At 41.6% G+C, this 25,180-nt stretch carries 25 protein-coding genes; all 25 read left to right on the top strand.

All coding sequences use genetic code 11. The features are described from left to right. Nucleotides 1-10 precede the first annotated feature (10 nt). The 25 genes from fliF (at nucleotide 11) to P3J6_RS16005 (ending at nucleotide 25,178) form a co-directional block, all read left to right on the top strand. Nucleotides 11-1,726 carry a flagellar basal-body MS-ring/collar protein FliF gene (gene fliF, locus P3J6_RS16125; protein ID WP_054201723.1) on the top strand — a complete coding sequence of 572 codons (1,716 nt, stop codon included), beginning with the start codon at nucleotides 11-13 and terminating at the stop codon, nucleotides 1,724-1,726. Then, entirely contained in the window at nucleotides 1,719-2,759 is a 1,041-nt protein-coding gene (fliG, locus tag P3J6_RS16120) for a flagellar motor switch protein FliG (protein ID WP_010387902.1), read from the top strand. The genes fliF and fliG overlap by 8 nt, the downstream gene beginning before the upstream one ends. A gap of 3 nt (nucleotides 2,760-2,762) precedes the next feature. Beyond that, complete coding sequence (fliH, locus tag P3J6_RS16115; protein WP_198523539.1) at nucleotides 2,763-3,566, top strand: flagellar assembly protein FliH; 804 nt, start codon at nucleotides 2,763-2,765, stop codon at nucleotides 3,564-3,566. Between the two features lie 17 nt (nucleotides 3,567-3,583). Continuing rightward, nucleotides 3,584-4,918 carry a flagellar protein export ATPase FliI gene (fliI, locus tag P3J6_RS16110; protein WP_054201721.1) on the top strand — a complete coding sequence of 445 codons (1,335 nt, stop codon included), beginning with the start codon at nucleotides 3,584-3,586 and terminating at the stop codon, nucleotides 4,916-4,918. Continuing rightward, nucleotides 4,918-5,364 carry a flagellar export protein FliJ gene (gene fliJ / locus P3J6_RS16105; protein WP_010387909.1) on the top strand — a complete coding sequence of 149 codons (447 nt, stop codon included), beginning with the start codon at nucleotides 4,918-4,920 and terminating at the stop codon, nucleotides 5,362-5,364. Before fliI ends, fliJ begins: the two co-directional genes overlap by 1 nt. 87 nt (nucleotides 5,365-5,451) lie before the next feature. Beyond that, complete coding sequence (locus P3J6_RS16100; protein WP_198523538.1) at nucleotides 5,452-7,263, top strand: flagellar hook-length control protein FliK; 1,812 nt, start codon at nucleotides 5,452-5,454, stop codon at nucleotides 7,261-7,263. A 57-nt stretch (nucleotides 7,264-7,320) separates the two neighbouring features. Further along, nucleotides 7,321-7,848: a flagellar basal body-associated protein FliL gene (gene fliL, locus P3J6_RS16095; protein ID WP_054201719.1), complete on the top strand. Its 528-nt coding sequence runs from the start codon at nucleotides 7,321-7,323 to the stop codon at nucleotides 7,846-7,848. Between the two features lie 9 nt (nucleotides 7,849-7,857). After that, on the top strand, nucleotides 7,858-8,949 hold the full coding sequence (gene fliM, locus P3J6_RS16090) for a flagellar motor switch protein FliM (RefSeq protein ID WP_010387912.1): 1,092 nt from the start codon (nucleotides 7,858-7,860) through the stop codon (nucleotides 8,947-8,949). 20 nt (nucleotides 8,950-8,969) lie between these two features. Then, nucleotides 8,970-9,371 (top strand): flagellar motor switch protein FliN, encoded by a 402-nt coding sequence (gene fliN, locus P3J6_RS16085; RefSeq protein WP_010387913.1) that lies wholly within the window; start codon nucleotides 8,970-8,972, stop codon nucleotides 9,369-9,371. Continuing rightward, on the top strand, nucleotides 9,368-9,751 hold the full coding sequence (fliO, locus tag P3J6_RS16080; RefSeq protein ID WP_010387917.1) for a flagellar biosynthetic protein FliO: 384 nt from the start codon (nucleotides 9,368-9,370) through the stop codon (nucleotides 9,749-9,751). The genes fliN and fliO overlap by 4 nt, the downstream gene beginning before the upstream one ends. Nucleotides 9,752-9,755: 4 nt before the next feature. Then, a complete protein-coding gene (fliP, locus tag P3J6_RS16075; protein ID WP_198523537.1) occupies nucleotides 9,756-10,496 on the top strand; it encodes a flagellar type III secretion system pore protein FliP in 741 nt (246 codons plus the stop codon). A 41-nt stretch (nucleotides 10,497-10,537) separates the two neighbouring features. After that, on the top strand, nucleotides 10,538-10,807 hold the full coding sequence (locus tag P3J6_RS16070; protein WP_010387922.1) for a flagellar biosynthetic protein FliQ: 270 nt from the start codon (nucleotides 10,538-10,540) through the stop codon (nucleotides 10,805-10,807). A gap of 2 nt (nucleotides 10,808-10,809) precedes the next feature. Then, nucleotides 10,810-11,589: a flagellar biosynthetic protein FliR gene (gene fliR, locus P3J6_RS16065; RefSeq protein ID WP_010387923.1), complete on the top strand. Its 780-nt coding sequence runs from the start codon at nucleotides 10,810-10,812 to the stop codon at nucleotides 11,587-11,589. Between the two features lie 9 nt (nucleotides 11,590-11,598). After that, nucleotides 11,599-12,729: a flagellar biosynthesis protein FlhB gene (gene flhB / locus P3J6_RS16060; protein ID WP_010387924.1), complete on the top strand. Its 1,131-nt coding sequence runs from the start codon at nucleotides 11,599-11,601 to the stop codon at nucleotides 12,727-12,729. A 71-nt stretch (nucleotides 12,730-12,800) separates the two neighbouring features. Then, nucleotides 12,801-14,909 carry a flagellar biosynthesis protein FlhA gene (gene flhA / locus P3J6_RS16055; protein WP_054201717.1) on the top strand — a complete coding sequence of 703 codons (2,109 nt, stop codon included), beginning with the start codon at nucleotides 12,801-12,803 and terminating at the stop codon, nucleotides 14,907-14,909. Between the two features lie 21 nt (nucleotides 14,910-14,930). Further along, on the top strand, nucleotides 14,931-16,418 hold the full coding sequence (gene flhF, locus P3J6_RS16050; RefSeq protein WP_138605305.1) for a flagellar biosynthesis protein FlhF: 1,488 nt from the start codon (nucleotides 14,931-14,933) through the stop codon (nucleotides 16,416-16,418). Further along, nucleotides 16,411-17,271, top strand: a complete 861-nt coding sequence (locus tag P3J6_RS16045) for a MinD/ParA family ATP-binding protein (RefSeq protein ID WP_138605306.1) — start codon at nucleotides 16,411-16,413, stop codon at nucleotides 17,269-17,271. Before flhF ends, P3J6_RS16045 begins: the two co-directional genes overlap by 8 nt. A 26-nt stretch (nucleotides 17,272-17,297) precedes the next feature. Continuing rightward, nucleotides 17,298-18,008 carry an RNA polymerase sigma factor FliA gene (locus P3J6_RS16040; protein WP_138605376.1) on the top strand — a complete coding sequence of 237 codons (711 nt, stop codon included), beginning with the start codon at nucleotides 17,298-17,300 and terminating at the stop codon, nucleotides 18,006-18,008. A gap of 40 nt (nucleotides 18,009-18,048) precedes the next feature. Next, a complete protein-coding gene (gene cheY, locus P3J6_RS16035; RefSeq protein WP_138605307.1) occupies nucleotides 18,049-18,432 on the top strand; it encodes a chemotaxis response regulator CheY in 384 nt (127 codons plus the stop codon). Nucleotides 18,433-18,448: 16 nt separating this feature from the next. Next, the gene (locus P3J6_RS16030; protein WP_178956408.1) at nucleotides 18,449-19,222 is read left to right on the top strand and encodes a protein phosphatase CheZ; all 774 of its coding nucleotides are present in this window, start codon (nucleotides 18,449-18,451) and stop codon (nucleotides 19,220-19,222) included. A gap of 14 nt (nucleotides 19,223-19,236) precedes the next feature. Continuing rightward, complete coding sequence (locus tag P3J6_RS16025; RefSeq protein ID WP_198523536.1) at nucleotides 19,237-21,483, top strand: chemotaxis protein CheA; 2,247 nt, start codon at nucleotides 19,237-19,239, stop codon at nucleotides 21,481-21,483. Between the two features lie 53 nt (nucleotides 21,484-21,536). Further along, on the top strand, nucleotides 21,537-22,673 hold the full coding sequence (locus tag P3J6_RS16020; protein ID WP_198523535.1) for a protein-glutamate methylesterase/protein-glutamine glutaminase: 1,137 nt from the start codon (nucleotides 21,537-21,539) through the stop codon (nucleotides 22,671-22,673). Next, entirely contained in the window at nucleotides 22,666-23,430 is a 765-nt protein-coding gene (locus P3J6_RS16015; protein ID WP_138605311.1) for a flagellar motor protein, read from the top strand. The genes P3J6_RS16020 and P3J6_RS16015 overlap by 8 nt, the downstream gene beginning before the upstream one ends. A gap of 5 nt (nucleotides 23,431-23,435) precedes the next feature. Further along, nucleotides 23,436-24,395 (top strand): flagellar motor protein MotB, encoded by a 960-nt coding sequence (locus P3J6_RS16010; RefSeq protein ID WP_198523534.1) that lies wholly within the window; start codon nucleotides 23,436-23,438, stop codon nucleotides 24,393-24,395. A 12-nt stretch (nucleotides 24,396-24,407) separates the two neighbouring features. After that, nucleotides 24,408-25,178 (top strand): ParA family protein, encoded by a 771-nt coding sequence (locus tag P3J6_RS16005; RefSeq protein ID WP_138605313.1) that lies wholly within the window; start codon nucleotides 24,408-24,410, stop codon nucleotides 25,176-25,178. The last annotated feature ends 2 nt before the right edge of the window (nucleotides 25,179-25,180 follow it).

Here is a 25,180-nt window from a genome sequence, read left to right as displayed (position 1 = left end):
GAGAATTATTGTGGCGCAATCTAATCAATCAACAGATCTGGCACTTGCTGATGGCATGATGGAGCAAAGTGAAACTGAAGATCAACAAGAGCAAAAATCGGGCTATTTCAGCGCCCTAGGTGGTGTTGATGTTTTACGTCAAATTACCCTGATTGTTGCATTGGCCATTTGTTTGGCTATTGCTATCTTCGTGATTATCTGGGCTCGTCAGCCAGATATGCGCCCATTAGGTAAAATGCAAACTCAAGAGTTAATTGAAACACTCGACTTTTTAGATGCGCAAAAAATTGACTATGAACTTGATGGTAATGTGGTGTCGGTTGATGAAACTGAGTATCAAAATATTAAGTTACTGATGACCCGTGAAGGCTTAGATCAAGGGCCGACATCAGGTAGCGATATTATTATGCAAGACATGGGGTTTGGGGTAAGCCAACGCTTAGAGCGTGAGCGCCTTAAACATGGTCGCGAGCAACAGCTTGCCCGTACTATTGAAGAGCTAAACAACGTTACTCGCGCCAAAGTACTATTAGCTATTCCAAAAGAAAATGTATTTGCTCGTCGAGAGAAAAAACCCTCAGCAACAGTAGTACTAACGCTTAAGCGTGGTCGCTCACTAGATAGCGAAGAAGTTGACTCAGTAGTTGATATGATTGCTTCAGCGGTGCAAGGGCTAGAGCCTTCTCGCGTAACGGTGACCGATCAAAACGGTCGCTTATTAAATTCAGGTTCGCAAACCTCTTTGGCTGCACGCTCTCGTAAAGAATACGACCTAGAGCGTAAACGTGAGCAAGAATACCTAGAAAAAATTGACAGCATTTTAATTCCCGTCGTTGGCTTAGGTAATTACACCGCCCAAGTAGATTTAAGCATGGACTTTAGTGCAGTAGAAGAAACACAAAAACGTTACAACCCAGATTTACCGGCAGTAAGAAGTGAAACCACTTTCGAAGAAAATAATATCGGTGGTTTAGCGGTAGGTATTCCTGGTGCACTTACTAATCAGCCTCCGGTTAACTCAACGATACCTGAAGATGCGATGGCGGGCGGTGCAGGCACTGCAACCTCACCAAGTCGTACTCACAAAGAAGCTACCCGTAACTATGAACTTGATACCACTATTTCTCATAAACGTCAGCAAACGGGTGTGATCCGCAGAATAAGTGTGTCTGTAGCGGTCGATTACTTACCCACGGTTGGTGAAAATGGTGAAACAACCATGACACCACGCTCGGTAGAAGCTTTGTCAAATATTCGTCGCTTGTTACAAGGTGGCGTAGGCTTTGATATGCAACGTGGCGATGCACTTGAAGTAGTGACCGTGCCATTTGTTCGTGAAGACTCAGCGCTTGATTTCGAATTGCCTTTATGGGAACAAGACTGGTTTATGAAAATGATGCGCTTAGTATTAGGTGCACTGGTTATTATTGTACTGATTTTAGCTGTAGTTAAGCCTATGCTTAAGCGCTTAATTTACCCAGATAATACACTTGAAGAATATGATGAAGACTCTCTTAGTTCAGGTGTTGACCTTGGTGACAGCACATTAGATATGCTAAATAATGACTTTGATTCTGCTTCAGTTGGCTTCTCAAGCGATGGTACACTACAGTTACCAGACCTACATGGCGACGAAGACTTATTGAAAGCGGTTCGTGCCCTTGTAGCCAATGAACCAGAACTATCATCACAAGTAGTGAAAGCGTGGTTAACAGAAGATGACTGATCAAGAACAAAAACAACTACCACCGGCGTTTGATGTTGATAAGCTCGATGGTGTAGATAAAGCGGCGATATTATTGCTAAGTTTATCTGAAGAAGATGCAGCGCAAATCCTAAAGCACTTAGAGCCAAAGCAAGTGCAAAAGGTAGGTATGGCCATGGCGGCAATCGATGATTTGTCGCAAGCTAAAATCAGCGCAGTGCACAACTTGTTTATCGAACAAATTCAAAGCTTTAGTACGATAGGTTTTCAGTCTGAAGATTTTATCAAAAAAGCACTTACTGCTGCATTAGGTGAAGATAAAGCTGCCAGCTTAATAGACCAAATTGTTATGGGATCAGGCGCTAAAGGGCTTGATTCATTAAAATGGATGGACTCAAAGCAGGTAGCGAATATTATTCGTAATGAGCATCCGCAAATTCAAACAATTGTGCTTTCTTATTTAGAGCCGGAACAATCTGCTGAGATTTTAGCGCAATTTCCTGAAAAAGTGCGCTTAGATTTAACCATGCGTATTGCCAATTTAGAAGAAGTTCAACCAGCGGCTTTACAAGAATTAAACGAAATTATGGAAAAACAATTCGCTGGTCAAGCGGGTGCACAAGCTGCGAAGATGGGTGGCTTAAAAGCGGCTGCAGATATTATGAACTACCTCGATACCAATGTTGAAGGGCAGTTAATGGATTCTATCCGTGAGCATGACGAAGAAATGTCGCAACAAATTCAAGACTTAATGTTTGTCTTCGAAAACTTAATGGATGTAGAGGATCGAGGTATTCAAGCAATTTTACGTGAAGTGCCTCAAGATGTTCTGATGAAAGCCATTAAAGGCACTGACGAAGCGCTTAAAGAGAAGATTTTGGGTAACATGTCAAAACGTGCAGCAGAAATGCTTGCTGATGACTTAGAAGCTATGGCACCAGTGCGCATTAGTGAAGTAGAAGCAGCACAAAAAGAAATACTGTCAACAGCTCGTCGTCTATCAGATTCAGGTGAAATTATGCTTGGTGGTGGCGGTGGTGAGGAGTTCTTATAATTTATGAGTAACTCTAAAGGTCGCCCGTTACACGCTGATGAAGCTGATGAGCTATTAAAAAATTGGCCAATTCCAGATGTTGCGCCAGATGAGCGAAGTTTTGGCAATCGTTCGACCGCTTTTGGTACGCCATTGGCAGAGCTATACCATAAAGAAATGGCCAAAGAGCAAGATGAAGAACCCGAAGAACAAGAATTACCTTCTCTTACTATGGTGGAGCTTGAGCGCATTCGCCAAGATGCGTATGAGGAAGGTCTTAAGCAAGGACATGAGCAAGGCTATATAGATGGCTTTGATAAAGGCGTAACTGAGGGAAAAGAAGCTGGTTACAAAGAAGGTGTTGAGCTGGGTAAAACCCAAGGTCAAGAAGAGGTTAAACCTTTGATGGATGAGCAGTTAACTCACTTACGCAGCTTGTTAGATTGTTTATCTGATCCACTTAAAAAAGTGGATGAGCAAGCAGAAAAGCAGTTAGTCCAGTTAGCTACTATGCTCAGTGAAGCAATCATTTATCAAGAGATAAAAACTTCGCCTGATATTATCTTACATACCTTGAAAAAAAGCATTGATGCACTAAATGCAGAGCAACAGAAAGTTAAAATTCATCTTCACCCAGAAGACCTAACACTTATAAAAACCAGTTATGGCGAGCAAGCTATTGAAGATAATCATTGGCAGTTAATTCCAGAGCCTACATTGGAGCGCGGCGGTTGTGAAGTGAAGACAACACTATCGTCTTTAGATATGACCTTGAAAACTCGTGTCAAAGAAACATTGGATAGTTTTTTGCATAATAGTGGTATCTAACTTTTTATTGGCGTGCAATGTCTGTGAGCGATACTTCATTAAGCGAACGCTTATCTCAATACCAACAACATATTAAAACCCCAGCCCCTGCGGTTGCGGGTGTTTTAACCCGTGTGGTTGGTTTAACACTTGAAGCAAAAGGCCTGCGAGCTCCAGTAGGCAGCCAATGTAAAATTGAAACCATGAGCGGCTTTGTTGATGCCGAGATTGTTGGTTTTAATGATCAAACCTTATATTTAATGCCCAATGATCATATCTCAGGTGTACTTCCTGGTGCCCGAGTTATTCCTCAAGTTAATGACACTGGTTTACCTGTTGGTATGAGTTTACTTGGCCGAGTTGTCGACGGTTTAGGGCGACCTTTAGATGGGCTAGGGAAAATAAACGCAGAACACACACTTAAATTCGCTCAAAACGCAATAAACCCACTGGCAAGACGCCCCATTAGTAAACCCATGGATGTGGGAGTACGCGCTATTAACTCAGTAATTACGGTAGGCCAAGGTCAGCGTATGGGCTTATTTGCAGGCTCCGGTGTGGGTAAATCTGTACTATTAGGCATGATGACTCGAGGCAGTGAAGCCGATGTAATTGTAGTGGGTTTAGTCGGTGAGCGTGGCCGAGAAGTAAAAGAATTTATTGAAGAAATACTGGGTGTTGAAGGACGTAAACGCTCAGTTGTTGTGGCAGCGCCTGCTGATGCTTCGCCATTAATGCGATTAAAGGGCTGTGAGAGTGCAGTCACCATTGCAGAGTACTTTCGAGATCAAGGGCTAAACGTATTGTTACTGCTTGACTCGGTAACGCGTTATGCCATGGCACAGCGTGAAATAGCACTGGCTGTTGGTGAGCCTCCTGCAACCAAAGGTTATCCGCCTTCAGTATTTGCTAAATTACCCGCATTAGTGGAACGTGCTGGTAATGGCGGAGAAGGACAAGGCTCTATTACCGCCTTTTTTACTGTACTGAGTGAAGGTGATGACATGCAAGACCCGATAGCCGATGCCGCACGTGCCATACTTGATGGGCATATTGTTTTATCGCGTGATTTAGCCGACAGCGGTCATTACCCTGCTATTGATATAGAAAAGTCTATTTCTCGAGTGATGCCACAAGTGGTTTCAGAGCCACATATGCAGCAAGCTCGGGTACTTAAACAAGTATATTCTATGTATCAACAGAATAAAGATATGATCACCTTGGGTGCTTATCAAAAAGGCAGTGACCAAATGCTTGATCAGGCAATAAACATGATGCCAAGAGTGAACGCATTTTTACAGCAAGGCATGCGTGACGTGATTAGTTATGATGATGGCCTACAAGGGCTCGCACAATTATTAGGACAAGCATAATGGCAAAAAATAAACTACATTTGCTGCTTAAGCTTGAAAATGAAAAAGAAGAAACATTACGCATGAGCTACTTGCAAGCAAATCAAAACTTGCAGCTAAATCAGCAAAAGCTTCAAGGCTTAAATGACTTTCGACTTGAATATACTCAGCAACTTCATATTAAAGGGCAGTCGGGCTTATCAAGTGCCGGGTTTAGCCAGTATCACGCATTCATAGCTAAGATTGAAGAGGCGACTCGCCAACAAGCGAGTACCGTTAATACTGCAAAACAAGTCGTGAGCCAGCGTAAAACGTTATGGTTAAAACAACAAGTTAAAGCGAAAGCGGTTGCTAAGCTAATTGAAAAGCAACAGTTAAAAGCGGATATGCTGGTGGCTAAGAATGAACAAAAAATGTTAGATGAGTTTTCTTCTAATCAATTTTATCAAAGAAATAAAGCACTATAAGTTAGGCATACTAATTGCTTATGTTCTATAAGAGCAATGTTTTTTAGGATTGTGCGGTGGGCTGTTGCCGCTTTTATTAGGTGATTTATGGCGATGAATGATATTTCAATGTTGGCGGTATCTGAGCAAGACTCATACCTAGTTAATAAAGACAGTGATAAAGCAAAATTAGATAGCAGTAATGATGCTGGCTTTTTTGACCAACTAGCACTTGCTAACCAAGCTTCTGATACACAAAATGCAGAGGTTAAGGCGCCAAAAAAACAACCATCAGATGAACCATCCGATCCAAAAGAGCAAACTAGCGAAGAGAAGCCTTTGAGCGGTGAGGATATGCTGGCGCAAATTAATGCGGCACAGGTAATCGACACCTCAGTAAAAAATAACTCTCATGGCGGCGCAGAGTTAATAGACAAAAATGGTGTCAAAATAAACATTAAGCCTGAAGATAAGCTTGCACCTATTGTTATTAATTTGCCAAGTGATGAAATTGTTGATGATGCAGCTATTTTACAAGCACAAAATGCTGTAGGTGCTGAGTCAGCGGGCAAAACTGCGGCTGATTCTTCATCACTTGGTACTCAATCAATAGCGACAGCTGCCACAGCTGGAGAATCTGAGACTGTTAAAAATGAGCAAGCGGTTGCAAAACCATCAGATAAGCCGACTGATTCTACAGGCACTAAAGCATCGATAGATGCGTCTGTTTTGGCGTTGTTATCAAAAGATGATAATGCAATAAAAGCTGATAAACTCTTAGCAAATTTAACGCCTTCACAACAAGGTGAACTTGCTACTGAGCTAGATGCGATGAGCAAGCCCATTAATAAAGACAATGTAGCGGATTTAAAGCAGTTACTCAGTAAGTATGTTAGCGAAAGCGAGAAACCGCAAACTCCTCAACAAGCCATTAATGCACAAATAAGTACGCTAACGACCCCAGAAAAACAGGCATTGCTTAATCAGTTGCAGGGATACATTAAAAGCGAGCCTATACCTACTAAAGAACTTACCTTATTAAAAGGGGTTATCAGTGATTTAGAAACTGCTATCAACGCAGACACTTTGTCTAGTGCCAAAGATAAGCCGTTGTTTGCTAATAATACGTTGATAGCAGGCGTTACACCCAAAACACAACAAGGTACAGAGTCGGCTAATGTAAAACCTGAGCTAAAATCAGAAAGCTCTAAATCGATAGCCGAAACGCCTGAGGAGCTTACTAAACAGCTTGATGTACTACAAAAAGAGAGTATGCGCGCCACTAACGCAGAACAAATGCCACCGCGTGCTGCACAGATTTTTTCTCAAATCATTAATATATTCGATAAATCGTCGCTTAATACTATCGCTAAATACGATACTTTAGGCTACGAGCAAGCTATTATTGAAGCGCAAAGTTTACAGGCTGGGCAGTTACAAAGCACTGCGCAAGCTAAACAGGTGAGCATTGATCCTGCCACCTTACAGGCATTAAATATTATTAAAAGTGATGCCGCAAAAATGCTACAAGAGCGCGTTACTTCAATGTTAAGCATTAATAACAAAGAAGCTGAAATTCGTTTAGATCCACCTGAAATGGGCAGTATGCAAATTCGTATTCGAAGTGATGCGGAGCAAGCACAAATAAACTTTGTAGTGCAAAATCAGCAAGCCAAAGAAGCGCTAGAGCAATCATTACCTAGGCTTAGAGAATTATTAATGCAACAAGGTTTAGAACTAGGTGAAAGCAGCATTTCTTATGGTGGTTCATCTCCAGAACAAAACGAGCAACAAGAAGGTCAGCCACAAGGTCAAATGGCTAATAATAGCTCTTCAGATGAGACAAATAGTGAGCAACCAGATAAGCAAACACATAGTTCTGGACAACAAACGTCATCATCAATAGATTACTATGCCTAAGTCCTGCTATTATAATAGTTAAAACAAGCAAATACCTTTGCGAATAAAGGAAATACAATGGCTGAAGATACTAATTTAGAAATAGAAGAAGTCAGTAAAAATAAAAGCAAACTCATTATAATTATAGCCGCTGTATTAGTTATTGTTGGCGGTGTAGCTGGTTACTTTTTACTGTCGGGTGATGATGAGCCCGTAGAAACTTTAACAGATGATGCCGCCAGTGGTGAAGTGGCTGCTGAACCATCAAGCTCCTCGGCAACGGTAGGCAGTGCACTATATGTTGCTATGCCAAGACCTTTTATATTTAATGTTCCAGGGGCGAGTCGCGATAGAATTGTACAAATTAAAGTGCAATTGCTGGTGCGCGGAGATGGCAATGAAGAAACTGCTAAAAAGCATATTCCGCTGATTGAAGGTACGCTATTGAGTGTATTTTCAATGACTACCGCAGATGAACTAAGCACCAGTGTAGGCAAAGAAACACTGCGCTTTACTGCGCTAGATAAAGTACAAGCTGCAATGATGGATGTGGAAGGAAGTAAAGTAATTGAGCGGGTACTGTTTACCGGCTTTGTGATGCAATAAGGGGTCAGTGTGAGCGATTTATTATCCCAAGACGAAATTGATGCGCTATTACACGGTGTTGATGAGGTCGAAGAGGAAGATATACACGACGGTGAAGACGGTGAGGGAAGTACGCTACAGTATGACTTCTCTTCGCAAGATCGCATCGTGCGTGGTCGCATGCCGACACTTGAAATTGTTAATGAGCGATTTGCGCGTCATATGCGAATTAGCTTATTTAACATGATGCGCCGCACCGCTGAGGTGTCAATTAATGGCGTGCAAATGATCAAATTTGGTGAGTATATTCATACCTTATTTGTACCAACCAGTTTGAATATGGTGCGTTTTCGCCCATTAAAAGGCACTGGTTTAATTACCATGGAGGCGCGCTTAGTCTTTATACTGGTAGATAACTTTTTTGGTGGCGATGGTCGTTATCATGCCAAAATTGAAGGGCGTGAATTTACCCCAACAGAGCGCCGTATCGTGCAAATGCTGCTAAAAATAATCTTTGAAGATTACAAAGAAGCATGGGCACCGGTTATGGATGTGTCGTTTGAGTATCTTGATTCTGAGGTGAACCCTGCAATGGCTAACATTGTTAGCCCAACCGAAGTAGTGGTTATTAGCTCTTTTCATATTGAACTTGATGGCGGCGGTGGTGACTTTCATATTGCGCTGCCTTACTCAATGCTCGAACCTATTCGAGAGCTACTGGATGCAGGTGTTCAGTCTGATACTGAAGATACCGATTTACGTTGGAGCAAGGCACTTCGCGACGAAATAATGGATGTAGAAGTCGATTTGTCGACTCAGCTACTTGAAGTTGATTTAAGCTTAAAACAAATTATGGAGCTTAAGGCGGGGGATATTATTCCTGTTGAAATGCCAGAGCATATTACTGTGTTTGTTGAAGAGTTGCCAACATTTAGAGCTAAAATGGGTCGCTCACGCGATAACGTTGCGCTACAAATTAGTGAAAAAATTAAACGCCCTGATTCAGTTAAATCTGAGCTGCATGTCTTTACTAAAGGCGGCAAAAAAATTGATTCAGATGCAGAATTAGCAGAACTAGAAGATGATTTACACCTTTCAAACGGTGTAGACTTAGACTGGTAATTGATTAAAAGGTTAAAAGTATGAGCGATGATCAAGATACGATGGACGAATGGGCAGCAGCACTTGCTGAAGCTGAGGGAACTGACGATGATAGTGCAGAGGTTAAAGTAACCGAGCTTGATGAGCTGGATGATTCGAAGCATGAGCTCAGCGGTGAAGAAAAACGTAAACTCGACACTATTTTAGATATTCCCGTTACTATTTCGATGGAAGTAGGGCGTTCTAAAATTAATATTCGTAACTTATTACAACTTAACCAAGGTTCAGTTGTTGAGCTTGATAGGGTTGCTGGTGAACCGCTTGATGTATTAGTTAACGGTACATTGATAGCACATGGTGAAGTGGTTGTGGTGAACGATAAGTTTGGTATTCGCTTAACGGATGTAATTAGTCAGGTTGAACGGATCAAAAAGTTACGATGATAGCATTACTTGGTTTAAGCAATTCTGTGTTTGCAGCTACCGATGCTGCAACACCCACCACAGACATTATTTCAATGGTGATGTCGTTAGGTGTGGTGGTCGTGTTAATTTTAGTGTTGGCTTTTTTTGTTAAAAAGCTTAATCCAAATTTAACCAATAACGATGAGTTCAAAGTGATTCGCAGCCTCCCTTTAGGCTCACGCGAGCGCTTGATGGTAGTTGAGATAGATAATGCACAGCATCTATTAGGTGTAACTCCACATAGCATTAATTATTTACACAAGCTAGAAACCCCCCTAACAGAGAAAGAGTTACCAGAATTAGCGAAGCGTTTTGGCAAAATGTTAAACCCACAACTTAATCAAAATAAAAAGAATTAATATTATGACCAAATGGCTGCTTATTATTCTTGCCATCGTGTTCATTCCTGGTGTTAATGCAGAAGGGATTGACGCGCTTACGATCACAAGTAATCCTGATGGCACGCAAGACTATTCAGTGACACTACAAGTGTTAGCGATCATGACGGCAATGAGCTTTATTCCAGCAGCCATTATCATGATGACCTCGTTCACTCGAATTATTGTAGTATTGGCTATTTTGCGCCAAGCGATTGGCTTACAGCAAACCCCTTCGAATCAAGTATTACTAGGTATGTCGCTGTTTTTAAGTATTTTTATTATGGCGCCTATTTATGAGCAAATAAACGAACGTGCAATCGAACCGTACTTAAGTGAACAGGTAACATCACTAGAAGCACTCGATTTAGCTAAAGAGCCAATGAAAGCTTTTATGCTTTCTCAAGTACGATTAAAAGACTTAGAAACCTTTGCAAAAATAGCTGGGTACGATCAGCTTGATTCACCCGAAGCAACGCCAATGATTGTTCTTATCCCGGCGTTTGTGACCAGTGAGCTACAAACGGCCTTTATTATCGGTTTTATGTTCTTCATCCCCTTTTTGATTGTCGATTTGGTGGTTGCATCGGTGTTGATGGCCATGGGTATGATGATGCTATCCCCCATGATTGTATCGCTACCGTTTAAGATTATGTTGTTTGTATTGGTTGATGGTTGGAGCTTGGTGATGGGTACGCTCGCTAAAAGCTTTGGGTTGGGCACATAGTGGTGCTTTCTACTTTGAACCAATCACTCTAGGAGTCGCCCATGGAACCTGAAGTATTTGTTGATATTTTAAGTGGAGCCCTGTTTTTAGTGATTAAGCTGGTGTCTGCTATTGTGGTACCTGGTTTAATTATTGGTTTAGTAGTGGCAGTATTTCAGGCGGCAACCTCAATTAATGAACAAACACTGAGCTTTTTACCGCGTCTATTAATTACTATTAGTGCGTTAATAGTGGGTGGACATTGGTTTACTCAAGAGCTGATGGATTTTTTTAATCGCTTAGTGCTTCTTATACCCGAAATAGCAGGTTAACGATGGAGTTCCCATTTTCCGTTGTTATTCAATGGTTAAGTGATTTTTTACTGCCCCTGGTGCGTATTAGCTCAATGATCATGATAATGGCGGGTATTGGCGCCAAAAACGTCCCTTCTCGAATTAAAATGGGCTTGGCTGTTGTAGTCACATTTTTAGTTGTGCCTGTTTTACCTCCCGCTACATTTACTAATTTATTTTCTTTTGAAATGGTTTTAGTGGTGCTACAACAAATGCTGATTGGCGTTGCGATTGGTTTTGCATCCACACTACTACTCAATACATTTGTGTTAGCCGGGCAAATCCTTGCTATGCAAACTGGTCTAGGTTTTGCGTCTGTTGTTGACCCCTCAAATGGAATGAGTGTACCTGCTGTAGGGCAGTTCTACCTCATTTTAGCTACCTTGTTATTTTTTGTATTTAATGGCCATTTAATGATGATTCAAATGGTGGTACATAGTTTTCAGGTATTGCCAATTGATGGTAATTGGTGGGCGGTTGATCATTATTGGGACATAGTGACATGGGGTGGTTGGATGTTTACCACTGCACTAGTGCTTTCGTTAGCGCCATTAACGGCCATGCTTGTAATTAATATGTCATTTGGCATCATGACCCGTGCTGCCCCACAGTTAAATATCTTCTCTATAGGCTTTCCGTTTACCTTAGTGGCAGGGCTCGTTATTATTTGGGCTACCCTCGGTAACTTTATCACTCAGTTTGAGTTCCAATGGCTAAAAATGGTTGAGCTAATGTGTACTCTAGTTGGTTGTTCCCCTTAGGAGAGCGTAATGGCTGAAGATTCAGGACAAGAAAAAACCGAAGAACCCACGCCCAAAAAAGTTGATGATGCCAAAAAGAAAGGCCAAATAGCGCGCTCTAAAGAGCTAGGTACTATGTTTGTACTTATTTTTTCTGCTATTTCTCTATTAATGTACGGCCCTGAAATTGGCAAAGGCTTGTACCGAATTATGGGCAGAATGCTTAGTCTTAATCGCAATGAAACCTACGACACCACAAAAATGTTTGCGGTGTGGGGGGAGGTGGCCGACGTACTGTTATTTCCTATGTCGATGTTTGTACTTATTATTGTACTCGCTGCGTTTATTGGTAACACCATGCTTGGCGGCTTTAATTTTAGCTGGCAGGCAGCTGCGCCCAAAGCCAGTAAAATGTCGCCAATGAAAGGTTTTACTCGGATGTTTGGCCCGCAAGCGGCTATTGAACTACTTAAATCATTATTAAAGTTTGGCCTAGTGGCAACTTTCGCTATCTTTTTAATTAATGTTTATTTTGATGAAATATTACATTTAAGTATAGAAAGTGCGCCAGGCAATATCGTGCATGCTTTGGAAATATTAGCCTGGATGTTTTTAGGGTTATCTTGCACCTTAATTATTATTGCAGCTATTGATGCGCCATTTCAAAGTTATAGCCATAACAAACAGCTTAAAATGACGATGCAAGAAGTAAAAGATGAATATAAGAACTCTGAGGGTGATCCGCAAATCAAAGCGCGTATCAGGCAAACCCAACGTCAAATGTCGCAAAAGAGAATGATGCAGGATGTTCCCGATGCCGATGTTATTGTTACCAACCCTACTCATTACTCAGTGGCTTTAAAATACGACACAGAGCGAGCTGGAGCGCCTATTGTACTAGCCAAAGGTGTTGACGAACTCGCTATGCAAATTCGTAAAATTGCTTTAGGTAATGAAGTGCCTATTGTTGAGTCGCCTACTTTAACGCGAGCGCTTTATCATACTGCTGAAGTAGGGGATCAAATTCCCGATCAGCTATTTACTGCTGTTGCTCAAGTGCTTGCCTATGTATTTCAACTTAAACGGTTTAAAAAAGGCCGTGGAAAACGCCCTGTCGCGCTTAATAAAAAACTGCCAATCCCCGATGAATTCAAGTATTAACCGCTAACCAACTAACTTGGAATAGTTATTGCAATTTCAGCGTAGTGTCAATTTTTTGAAATTGTAGAGTTATGGAATTTAAAGCGGTATTACAACAACTTAATAAAGATAAAAAAGAATATGCAAAGGGCGTTGGTACACCGCTTTTAGTCTTAGCTGCGCTTGGCATGGTTATTTTACCCCTGCCTCCATTTCTGCTTGATATATTATTTTCGTTTAATATCGCGCTTGCATTAGTAGTATTACTGGTCACCGTATATACCATGAAGCCGCTTGAATTTGGTATGTTTCCAGCTGTGTTGTTAATCGCCACGATCATGCGTTTAGCACTTAATGTAGCCAGTACTCGGGTGGTACTACTTGAGGGTCATAATGGTGGTGATGCTGCTGGTAAGGTAATTGAAGCATTTGGCTCGGTGGTGATTGGTGGTAACTACGCCGTGGGTTTAGTGGTATTTTTGATTCTAATTATCATAAACTTTGTGGTAATTACCAAAGGTGCAGGGCGTATTTCTGAAGTGTCAGCACGTTTTACCCTTGATGCTATGCCGGGTAAGCAAATGGCGATTGATGCAGATATGAATGCTGGCTTTATTAGTGCAGAGCAAGCCAGAGAACGTCGTGATGAAGTAACCCGTGAAGCCGACTTTTATGGTTCTATGGATGGTGCTAGTAAATTTGTAAAAGGCGATGCTATCGCGGGTATCGTTATTTTAGTGATTAATATTGTAGGTGGTTTATTTGTTGGTATGATCCAACATGATTTGAGTTTTTCCCGTGCCATGGAAGTGTATACACTATTGACCATTGGTGATGGCTTAGTAGCGCAATTACCTTCATTACTACTTTCAATTGGTACTGCGATTGTTGTAACGCGTCAAAATGAATCGCACAATATGGGCGATCAGTTTAAGCAGCAGCTAGGAAACGAAAAATCGTTATTTATTGCCTCTGGTATCCTCATTACTATGGGTTTAGTCCCAGGTATGCCGCATATTGCATTTTTAAGTTTAGGGGCGCTTTTAGGTTACCTTGCATACTACACGCAGCAAAACAAACTTAAATTAGCAGCTGCTGAAGCCGAAGAAGCTGAAAATGCAGCCTCAGGTACCGGAATTGCGGCTAAACAAGAACAAAAAGAACTGGGTTGGGATGATGTACAGCAAGTTGATGTTATTGGCTTAGAAGTGGGTTACCGGTTAATTCCTTTAGTAGACCAATCACAAGGTGGCGAGCTATTAAACCGTATTAAAGGGGTGCGTAAAAAACTATCTCAAGAGCTAGGTTTTTTAGTGCCGCCAGTGCATATCCGCGATAATCTTGAGCTCGACCCAAATGCGTATCGCATCACCATGATGGGTGTATCAAGTGGTGAGGGTGAGCTTAAACACGGCGATGAACTGGCAATTAATCCTGGCCAAGTGTTTGGCCCGCTCAAAGGCATTGAAACTACAGACCCTGCATTTGGTTTAGATGCGGTATGGATAAAACCAGATCAAAAAGATGAAGCGCAATCTTTAGGTTATACCGTAGTTGATTCAGCAACCGTTGTGGCCACTCATATTAGCCAGTTACTCACAAATAGCGCCGCATTATTGCTTGGCCACGAAGAAGTACAAAACTTATTAGATATGTTAGGTAAAAGCCACCCTCGCTTAGTTGAAGGGCTGGTACCGGATGTATTACCGCTGACCACCATCGTTAAAGTACTACAAAACTTATTAAATGAAGGGGTAGCAATACGAGATATGCGTTCGATTGTTCAAACCCTTGTTGAGTATGGCCCTCGTAGCCAAGACCCTGATGTATTAACGGCTGCAGTGAGAATATCGTTGCGTAGATTAATCGTTCAAGATGCTGTTGGTATGTCTTCTGAAATCCCTGTCATAACCTTGGCGCCTGAGTTGGAACAGATGTTGCATCAGTCACTTCAAAATGCAGGTGATGAAGGTGCCGGAATAGAACCAGGACTTGCTGATAGACTTCAAACATCATTGAATGAAGCACATCAAAATCAAGAAATGGCCGGTGAACCTTCAATATTGCTAACGTCAGGAATGTTACGCACTGTGTTATCTCGATTTGTTAAATACACCATTCCAGGATTGCGAGTGATGTCTTATCAAGAGATACCAGATGAAAGACAGATCAAGATTGTCAGCTCTGTAGGCCAACAATAAGATTTTAAAGGGGTTTGAATTATGAAAATTAAACGTTTTTTTGCTAAAGACATGCGCACCGCACTAAAAGAAGTAAAAGAAGAGCTTGGTGTTGATGCGGTTATTATGTCAAATAAGAAACTAGCTAATGGCGTTGAAATTGTTGCTGCTGTTGATTACGACAAAGCCGCGACAAAAGCGCCAGAGCAACCTCAAAGCCAACCAGCTGCAAGTGCTTCATTTGCACATACCCAGAGCTCACATAACTTTGTAAAACCAGAGCCACAGCGTGCTCAACCTAAGCCACAAGCAAAGGTGGCAGACAGTTTACAAGCTTTATTAGAACGTCAATCTCCCCGTCCTCGTTCAGCAGAGCTTGCGTCAATGTTTTCACAATCAGGTATTGATACTTCTGGCCATTATCAAGAACAAGAAGCTGTGCAATCTCGACCTAAAAATATGTTTGAACGTGAACAAAGTGCGCCTGCACGTCCTCGTACTCAAGCTGATAGCTTAGGTTTTGATGATTTAGACAGTGGTTTTGACGATTTAGACTCACCGAGTGCACCGCGTCAGCAAACGATGCAAAACGAGTCGAGTGATATAAGCACCATGCGCGAAGAAATGAACGCAATTCGTCAATTACTAGAACATCAAGTGTCAGGTTTAATGCAACAAGATATGGCACGTCGCGATCCAACCCGTGCATGCATGATTGACCGTTTAGTGGGTATGGGAATAGATAAAGACGTTGCTGAGCAGATGGCATGCTTTGTACCTGATGATGTATCTCGCCAACAAGGTTGGAAAGCCTTATTGAATATGGTTGAAGATCAAATGCAAACCACTAACAACGAAATTCTTCGCCAAGGTGGTGTTTATGCTCTAGTCGGCCCAACAGGGGTAGGTAAAACCACCACAGTTGCAAAATTAGCTGCATTAGGTGCGCAAAAGTATGGTGCTGATAAAGTCGCGCTTATTACCACTGATACCTACCGTATTGGTGCGTATGAGCAGCTAGCAACTTACGGTCGAATTATTGGCTGTGGCGTAAAACAAGTTAAAGATGCAAATGAATTAGCAGAAGTTTTATACCATTTACGAAATAAACGTCTAGTCTTAATTGATACAGCAGGAATGAGTCAGCGAGATTTACGCTTAACTGAGCAGCTTAATACCTTAATGCGTAATCAACGTGTGGATATACGTAGTTATTTAGTATTAAGTGCTACAGCGCAAATCAATGTATTACAAGAGACAGTAAGGCACTTTAAAAAAGTACAGCTTAGTGGATGTATTTTTACTAAGTTAGATGAGTCATTGAGTTTAGGTGAGATTATTAGTATTGCGATTCAAAATCGTCTCCCAATAGGGTATCTTACTAATGGTCAGCGAGTACCAGAAGATATCAGAGTGGCAAATGCTGAAAAACTAGTAAAAAAAGCTGAGCAATTGTATTTAAAAAGAATAAAAGCACAACAATCAAGACACCAATCAGTGGCGTCGAACACAGTAGAGATGTATGATTAACACAGTTTTAGATCAAGCAAGCGGCCTTCGCAAAATGAGCAACAATAATAATAACGGCGTAAAAGTTATCGCTGTCACCGGCGGCAAAGGTGGAGTGGGTAAAACAAACGTATCCCTTAACACGGCAATCGCGTTAGGCCAACAAGGCAAGCGTGTGCTGGTATTAGATGCTGATTTAGGGTTAGCTAATTGTGATGTTATGCTTGGACTGCGTGTAGAGCGCAATTTGTCTCATGTTTTATCAGGTGAATGTGAACTCGAAGATATTTTAGTTGAAGGCCCCGCAGGCATAAAAATAGTACCTGCAACATCGGGATCGCAAAGCATGGTTGAGCTATCTCCTTCAGAGCACGCCGGACTTATCCGTGCATTTAGCGAGCTTAACACCGATTTTGATATTTTAATTGTGGATACCGCAGCGGGTATTTCTGACATGGTATTGAGCTTTTCTCGCGCCGCACAAGATGTGGTTGTGGTGGTATGTGATGAGCCAACCTCAATTACTGATGCTTATGCACTAATTAAAGTACTGAGCCGTGAACACGGCGTAATCAAATTTAAAATTGTTGCCAACATGGTGCGTAGCTTACGTGAAGGGCAGGAATTATTTGCTAAACTATCAAAAGTAACCGACCGATTTTTAGATATAACCATGGAGTTGGTTGCAACAGTTCCTTATGATGAGAATATGCGCAAATCAACGCGTCGCCAAAAAGTGATAGTTGAAGTTTTTCCAGGGTCTCCTGCTGCGATTGCTTTTAAAACACTGGCGACAAAAATTACTAAGTGGCAAACACCTAGTCAAGCCTCGGGTCATTTAGAGTTTTTTATTGAGAAGCTAGTTAGTAACTAACGATGACAATACCGGTGAATAGAGCTATGGGATATCAGTCAGCACAGAATTTAAATATGATTGTTGAAAAGCATGCCTCATTAGTCAAAAAAGTGGCATGCCATTTAATTGCTCGTTTACCGGCCAGTGTGCAACTAGATGATTTAATTCAATCAGGTATGATTGGCTTAATAGAGGCTTCAAAAAACTTCGATGCCAGTAAAGGCGCGAGTTTTGAAACCTTTGCGGGTATTCGTATTCGTGGTGCAATGATAGATGAAATGCGACGAGGTGATTGGGTTCCACGTTCAGTTCACAGAAAAAGTAGACTAGTAGCAGAGACGATAGTCGCGCTTGAAAACAGTTTAAATCGTGAACCTAAAGATAGTGAAGTGGCTGAAAAACTTGAAATTTCGTTAAATGAGTACCATCATATTTTAAATGATGTCAATGTAAGCAAAGTTTTGGGCATTGAGGACCTTGGTATTGACGATGATGTGATTACACCTCATGGCCAAGATTTAGCACTAGACAAACCTTTCAATAATGTTAAAAATGAACGGTTTAATGAGTCTTTACTCAATGCGATAAAGTCGTTACCGGAAAAAGATGCAATGGTGCTTTCTTTGTACTATAACGATGAAATGAATTTAAAAGAAATTGGGCATATACTCGATGTTAGTGAGTCGCGTGTAAGTCAGATACATGGTCAGGCGATGATTAAGCTTAAAGCAAAAATCAATGACTGGATAAACTAGAAGTAAGTAAATAAAGGTTCAGGCCTCACTGGAGGATGTTTTGGATAAAAACATTAAAATTCTTGTTGTTGATGATTTTTCAACAATGAGACGTATTATTAAAAACCTGTTGCGCGATTTAGGTTTTACCAATGTTCAAGAAGCGGATGATGGGTCAACTGCTTTACCTATGTTGCAAAATCAAGTATTTGATTTTGTTGTAACAGATTGGAATATGCCAGGCATGCAAGGTATTGATCTTTTGAGGGCAATTCGAGCTGATGACAAATTAAAGCATATTCCTGTTTTAATGGTTACAGCAGAAGCTAAAAAAGAACAAATAGTAGCTGCGGCCCAAGCAGGTGTTAATGGTTATATTGTTAAACCATTTACTGCAGGTACATTGAAGACTAAATTAGAAAAAGTGTTCGAACGCTTAGGTTAATGAGAGGGAGAGGCTTATGTCAGCACCTGCTGCGCCTCAGATTACTTTAGAACAAGCTCGCCAGTTGGTTGTTTTTTTAGAAAATGGTGAGCAAGATAAAGCGAATCAGTTAATTTTAGAAACAGCTTCACAAGAGCAATCACAGTTATTTGCTGAGGTAGGTAAGTTAACGCGTCAATTACATGAAGCTTTAAAGAGTTTCGAGTTAGATACGCGCTTAACAGACATTACCACTGATGCCATCCCTGATGCTAAGAAACGCCTCAACTATGTCATGGAAATGACTGAGAATGCAGCCAATAAAACAATGGATGCAGTTGAAGCTAGCTTACCTTTAGCGCAAGAAATTGCTGACGAAATTTCTGATATCAAGCCAACGTGGGATCGGTTAATGAACCGGGAAATTGAGCTTGGTGAGTTTAAGTCACTTTGTCATAGTATTGATAAGTTTATGAACAGCTCTCATCATAAAACTGATGAGTTGCAGATGTTGATGACCAATGTATTGATGGCTCAAGACTATCAAGATTTAACTGGTCAGGTTATTCGTCGTGTTATTGAACTTGTGCGTGAAGTTGAAGAAAGCTTGATCCACTTGTTAACTGCATTTGCAGCACAAGGTGAGGTTGAGCCAACACAACAGACCGAACAACCAGAAGAAACAGAAGATTCCATTGTTGCACAAACACTAGCAGGCCCTGAAGGGCCTATTATTGATAAAGAATCGCGTAATGATGTTGTATCTGATCAAGATGAAGTTGATGATCTATTATCAAGTTTGGGCTTCTAATAGGAGAGTACTGCATGAGCTTTGAAGTCGATGAAGATATTTTACAAGACTTTTTAGTAGAGGCCGGAGAAATCCTTGAGCTTTTATCTGAACAGTTAGTAGAACTGGAAAACAACCCAGATGATACTGAACTACTAAACGCAATATTTCGTGGTTTCCACACTGTAAAAGGTGGCGCCGGCTTTTTGGCAATGACAGAGCTTGTTGATGCATGTCATGGTGCTGAAAACGTGTTTGATTTATTGCGCCAAGGTGTAAGAACAGTTAACTCTGAATTAATGGATGTAATTTTACAAGCGCTCGACACCATTAATGAAATGTTTGCCACAATTAAAAATCGTGACCAGCCAGAACCTGCTGATCCAGAGTTACTTGCAGTCCTTCATAAGCTTGGACAACCACCGACGGCAGAAGAGCTAGCCGGCGATGCTGTAGTTGAGGAAGATACAGCCTCTGTTGAAACCCCATCAGTAGAACCTGAGGCCGCTGTAGAACAACCTAGCAATGATTCTGAAGAAGACCCATTCGCATTTGATGAATTATTTAGCGGCCCAGATAGTAGTAGCTCAGACTCTCAGATTGATGAAATAACTGAAGATGAGTTCGAAAGTCTTCTTGATGAGCTTCATGGTAAAGGCCAGTCCACGCAAGAAAAACAATCCCCATCAAGCGACAGTGATGTAAATGGCGATATTACAGATGATGAATTTGATAGCTTATTAGATGAGCTTCATGGTGTTGGTAGTTTTGGCGAAGTTACTCAAAGCACTGCAAGTACACCACAGCAAGCACCATCAGCTCCTGTAGTAGATTCACAAAATAGTGACTCAAGCGCGGGCGATGATGAAATAAGTGACGATGAATTTGAAGCTTTGCTAGATGAATTACATGGCAAAGGTGCACCTAAAGCTATAGAAGCATCGGCTCCGCCAAGTAAACCTGAGCTCGTAGCCGCAAACAAGTCTGCACCTGCTGCTACACCGAAACCTGTACCAAAACCTGAACCGAAACCGGTACCAAAGGCAGAGCCTGCTAAGCCGGCGCCTGCTCCACAGCCAGCCAAGGCCGCGCCGCCTAAAAAAGCAGCGCCTCCACCGGCAGAAACAACGGTTCGTGTTGACACCAAACGTTTAGACCAAATAATGAATATGGTAGGCGAGCTGGTACTTGTGCGAAACCGTTTGGTGAGTCTGGCAACAAACTCTGACAGCGAGGCTATGGGCAAAGCTATTTCTAATTTAGATGTAGTGACTGCTGATATCCAAGGTGCGGTAATGCAAACGCGAATGCAGCCAATCAAAAAAGTGTTTGGCCGTTTTCCACGTGTAGTTCGAGATTTAGCACGAACGCTACAAAAAGATATTAATTTATTACTTGTTGGTGAAGACACTGATTTAGACAAAAACTTAGTAGAAGCATTGGCAGATCCATTGGTGCATTTAGTGCGCAACTCAGTGGACCATGGTATTGAAATGCCAGATGTTCGTGAAGCATCGGGTAAACCTAGAACGGGTACTGTGACCTTATCAGCTTCTCAACAAGGCGATCATATTCTACTTACCATCCAAGATGATGGTGCCGGTATGGATGCTGAAAAGCTTAAAAAGATTGCGATTAGTAAAGGGGTGCTTGATCACGACCAAGCGAGTCGTCTTTCTGATACTGAAGCGTATAATCTTATTTTTGCACCTGGTTTTTCAACAAAAGAAGAGATCTCAGATATTTCCGGCCGTGGTGTTGGTATGGATGTGGTTAAAACAAAAATCACTCAACTCAATGGCTCGGTGAATATCAAATCAGAAATGGGTGTTGGTACTACTTTAGAAATTAAAGTGCCACTTACTCTAGCGATACTGCCTACCTTAATGGTAATAGTTGGCGAACAAACCTTTGCGTTGCCGCTGGCGGGTGTGAGTGAAATATTCCATTTAGATTTAACAAAAACCAATGTGGTTGATGGCCAGCTAACTATAATTGTTCGTAAAAAATCAATTCCACTTTTCTACCTTGAACATTGGCTCATTAAAGGCGCCGATAGAGGTCATCGAAAAGCACAAGGTCATGTGGTTATTGTGCAAATAGGAACTCAAAAAGTGGGTTTTGTTGTTGACTCGCTCATTGGTCAAGAAGAAGTGGTAATTAAGCCTCTAGACGCATTACTTCAAGGTACGCCAGGTATGGCAGGTGCAACAATCACCTCTGATGGTGGTATTGCACTGATCCTAGATGTGCCAAATATGTTAAAGCATTACGCTGGATAATTAAAAGTAGGCATACATTTTATGCCTACCCATTCATTGAATAAGAGAGCGAAATGGCTGTTAAAGTTTTAGTAGTTGATGATTCAAGCTTTTTTCGCCGCAGAGTGAGTGAAATACTTGAACAAGACAGCGGCATTGAAGTTATAGGTTTCGCTGTAAATGGTCGAGAAGCTGTCGATAAAACAGCTCAACTACGACCCGATGTGATCACCATGGATGTTGAAATGCCTGTGCTTGATGGCATTAGCGCAGTTAAAGAGATAATGGCGAGTAATCCCACTCCTATTTTAATGTTCTCATCGTTAACGCGTGCAGGGGCATCTGCTACCTTAGATGCACTTGATGCTGGTGCGATGGACTTTTTACCGAAAAAGTTTGAAGATATCGCACGTAACAACGACGATGCAATTAAGTTATTACAAAATAAGGTTAAGGAAATAGGTCGCCAGCGTGTTGGTAGAATTACCAGAGCGCCTGCTGCTCCAAGTCTTAAACCAGCGCCAGGCACTTCTGAGCGCTTTGCTAACAAGCCTATAGTGCAACCTGATCGTAGCTTTAAAAGTGCAAGCCCAACGCCTTCAAGTAGCGCATCAACACGTGCTAGTGGTAAGCAATACCAATTAGTTGCTATTGGCACATCAACAGGTGGACCGGTTGCACTGCAAACTATATTGACTCAGTTACCTGCTAATTTCCCACACCCAATACTACTCATACAACACATGCCTGCGGCATTTACACCTGCGTTCGCAACCCGATTAGATAGCTTGTGCAAAATTAAAGTAAAAGAAGCACAGCAAGGCGATAGGCTTCAACCTGGCTGTGCATATTTAGCACCAGGTGGGCAGCAAATGATGGTAGAAGGACGGGGTTCAAACAGAACACTACGCGTATTTGAAGATAAAAATGAACGAGTAAGCTATAAGCCTAGTGTTGACATAACCTTTGCTAGTGCAGCAAAAGCATACCAAGGTGATGTACTTGCCGTTATTTTGACTGGTATGGGCGCGGATGGTCGTGATGGTGCTCGTATGCTTAAACAATCTGGCGCTACAATTTGGGCTCAAGATGAAAAAAGCTGTGTTGTCTATGGTATGCCGCAAGCAGTAGCAAGTGCAGGATTAGCAAGTGAAAGCATAGGTCTTCATGATGTTGCTGCGCGTTTAAAAAGAGAGATTGGCTGTGGATAAGCTTTCTATTTTAGGATTATTGGTTGCATTAGGTGCTATTGCAATCGGTTATTCTTTAGAGGGAGGTGTGGTATCTGCTCTGTTTAATGGGCCTGCACTTATTATCGTATTAGGCGGCACATTAGGAGCAGTGATGCTGCAAACATCAGCCAATACATTTAAGAAAATGCTTAGTATTACTCATTGGGTTTTTGTTACTGATGACCACGATATTGAAGATACGATTGAACAAGTAAAGCGCTGGTCGCATAAAGCCCGCCAAGAGGGCTATTTAGCGCTCGAAAACGAAGCACTTACTCACTCTGACCCTTATGCCACTAAAGGACTGAGTTTATTAGTCGATGGCTGCTCAGATCAAAAGCTTCGTGATACTCTCGAGATTGATTTATTACTTGAACGAGAACGATTGCTGGAAGCTAGCCGAGTGTATGAAGCGATGGGAGGTTACAGCCCAACCATTGGTATTTTAGGTGCTGTGCTTGGACTGATCCAAGCTATGTCGTTTATTAACGATCCTGAGCAATTAGGAACGGGTATTGCCACTGCATTCATTGCGACTATATATGGTGTAGGTTTAGCTAATTTACTGTTTTTGCCGATGGCCAACAAATTAAAGCAACGGGTTGAGCAAAAAATGCTTTACCATGAAATGCTAGCTGAAGGCGTTATTGCCATTAGCCAAGGCGAGAGCCCTATTAATATAGAATTAAAGCTTGAAGCTTACCGCGTTGAACGTCCTATATTACAGGCTCATTAGCGGTTATGCTTCGCCGTCGCTTACGTCATCAAAACGTTAAAAGCCAACATACTGAGCGTTGGCTAGTCTCTTATGCAGATTACATGACCATTATGTTTGCATTTTTTGTTGTATTGTATGCTATTGCAATAAACAAAGAAGACAATATACAAGTTTTATCTGACTCTCTTGAGCATGTTTTTGATAAGTCAGCTAAACAATTTTCTCAGCAAGGTAAGGGAGTAAACGGCGATGCTTTGTTGCTTGAAAGAGTGACTCCCGAGGCTGAAGTTTTATATGGCGAAAGTATTCAAAAACAAGAACAAGGGCCAGTATTGCTCGATGGCCAAAGTGATAATAGCAATATCAGCCAGCGTCACTTAGGTAAGCCACTCGACAGTTTACTGGTCAAACTACAGTCGTCACTCATTGATGAAATACGTAGTGGCGATGCAAGCTTAGAGCTTAGTCAAGATTGGCTGGTTATTGAACTTAATTCTGGGTTGTTGTTTGCCAGCGGTAGTGCCGTTGCGCATAACCAAGCTAAAGACGTTGTAAAAAAGATTGAAGCAATAATCGCACCTGTCGATAACTATATAAGAGTGCGGGGATACACAGATAACGAAACTATTCGCAATGAAATATTTCGCTCTAATTGGGAGTTGTCGGTGGCACGTGCAACATCAATATTAGTTGAATTAGAGCGCTTAGGTATTCAATCTGCGCGCATGGCAATTGAGGGATATGGCCAATACTCACCTTTTGCCGATAATGATACCGAAGCAGGGCGGGCTGCAAACCGCAAAGTGGTGATTGCGCTTTCCAAATACGGCTTGGTTTTAGAGTCAGCGGATGAGGATACTGAGCAGCAACTTCCTGAAGCTATTAAACCAGCTGAAGTTGAGCTGCCTACTCAAGACGATACAATAAAAATAATTCGCTTAGAGCATGGTGGTATTCGTGTTACTACGCGTAATGAACAGTAATTAGGATGTAATGTGAAAATCTGGACAGTAGCCAATCAAAAAGGAGGGGTAGGTAAAACCACTACAGCGGTTAGTCTTGCTGGCATCCTTGCGCTTCAAGGTAAGCGAGTGTTACTGATTGATACCGACCCACATGCATCATTAACTTATTACTTTGGCATTGATTCAGAAGATTTAGAGGTCAGTGTTTACGATATTTTCAGTCGCGGGTCGAGCATGAAAAGCGAGGAAATATTGCAAGCATTATGCCCTTCTACTATAGAAAATCTTGATATTTTACCTGCCACAATGGCGATTGCTACACTTGACCGTAGTATGGGTAATAAAACGGGGATGGGCCTGATTTTAAAAAAAACATTGGCTAAAATTGGCGAGCATTACGATTACGCAATTTTAGATTGTCCGCCCGTTTTAGGGGTACTTATGGTCAATGCCCTTGCTGCTTGTGAAAGAGTGCTGGTGCCAGTACAAACTGAGTTCTTAGCGCTTAAGGGGCTTGATAGAATGATGCGTACTATGGAATTAATGCAAACCTCGCAAGCGAAAAGCTATGAATATACTATAATTCCAACTATGTATGATAAGCGAACCAAAGCGTCACTTGAAGCCTATAAAACATTACAAGATACGTACAAAGAAAAAGTATGGCCAGGTGTAATTCCTGTTGATACAAAATTTAGAGATGCGAGTTTAGCGCAAAAAGTGCCTATTGATTTTTGCCCTAATGCCCGTGGAGTCTATGCTTATAAAGCATTGCTCGAATATTTAATAAAACAAGGTTAATA

The sequence above is a fragment of the Pseudoalteromonas sp. 3J6 genome (genome assembly GCF_903995135.1).
GTDB lineage: Bacteria > Pseudomonadota > Gammaproteobacteria > Enterobacterales > Alteromonadaceae > Pseudoalteromonas.
Note: the sequence above shows the minus strand (reverse complement) of the source record. Positions and strands in the feature narration are given on the sequence as shown.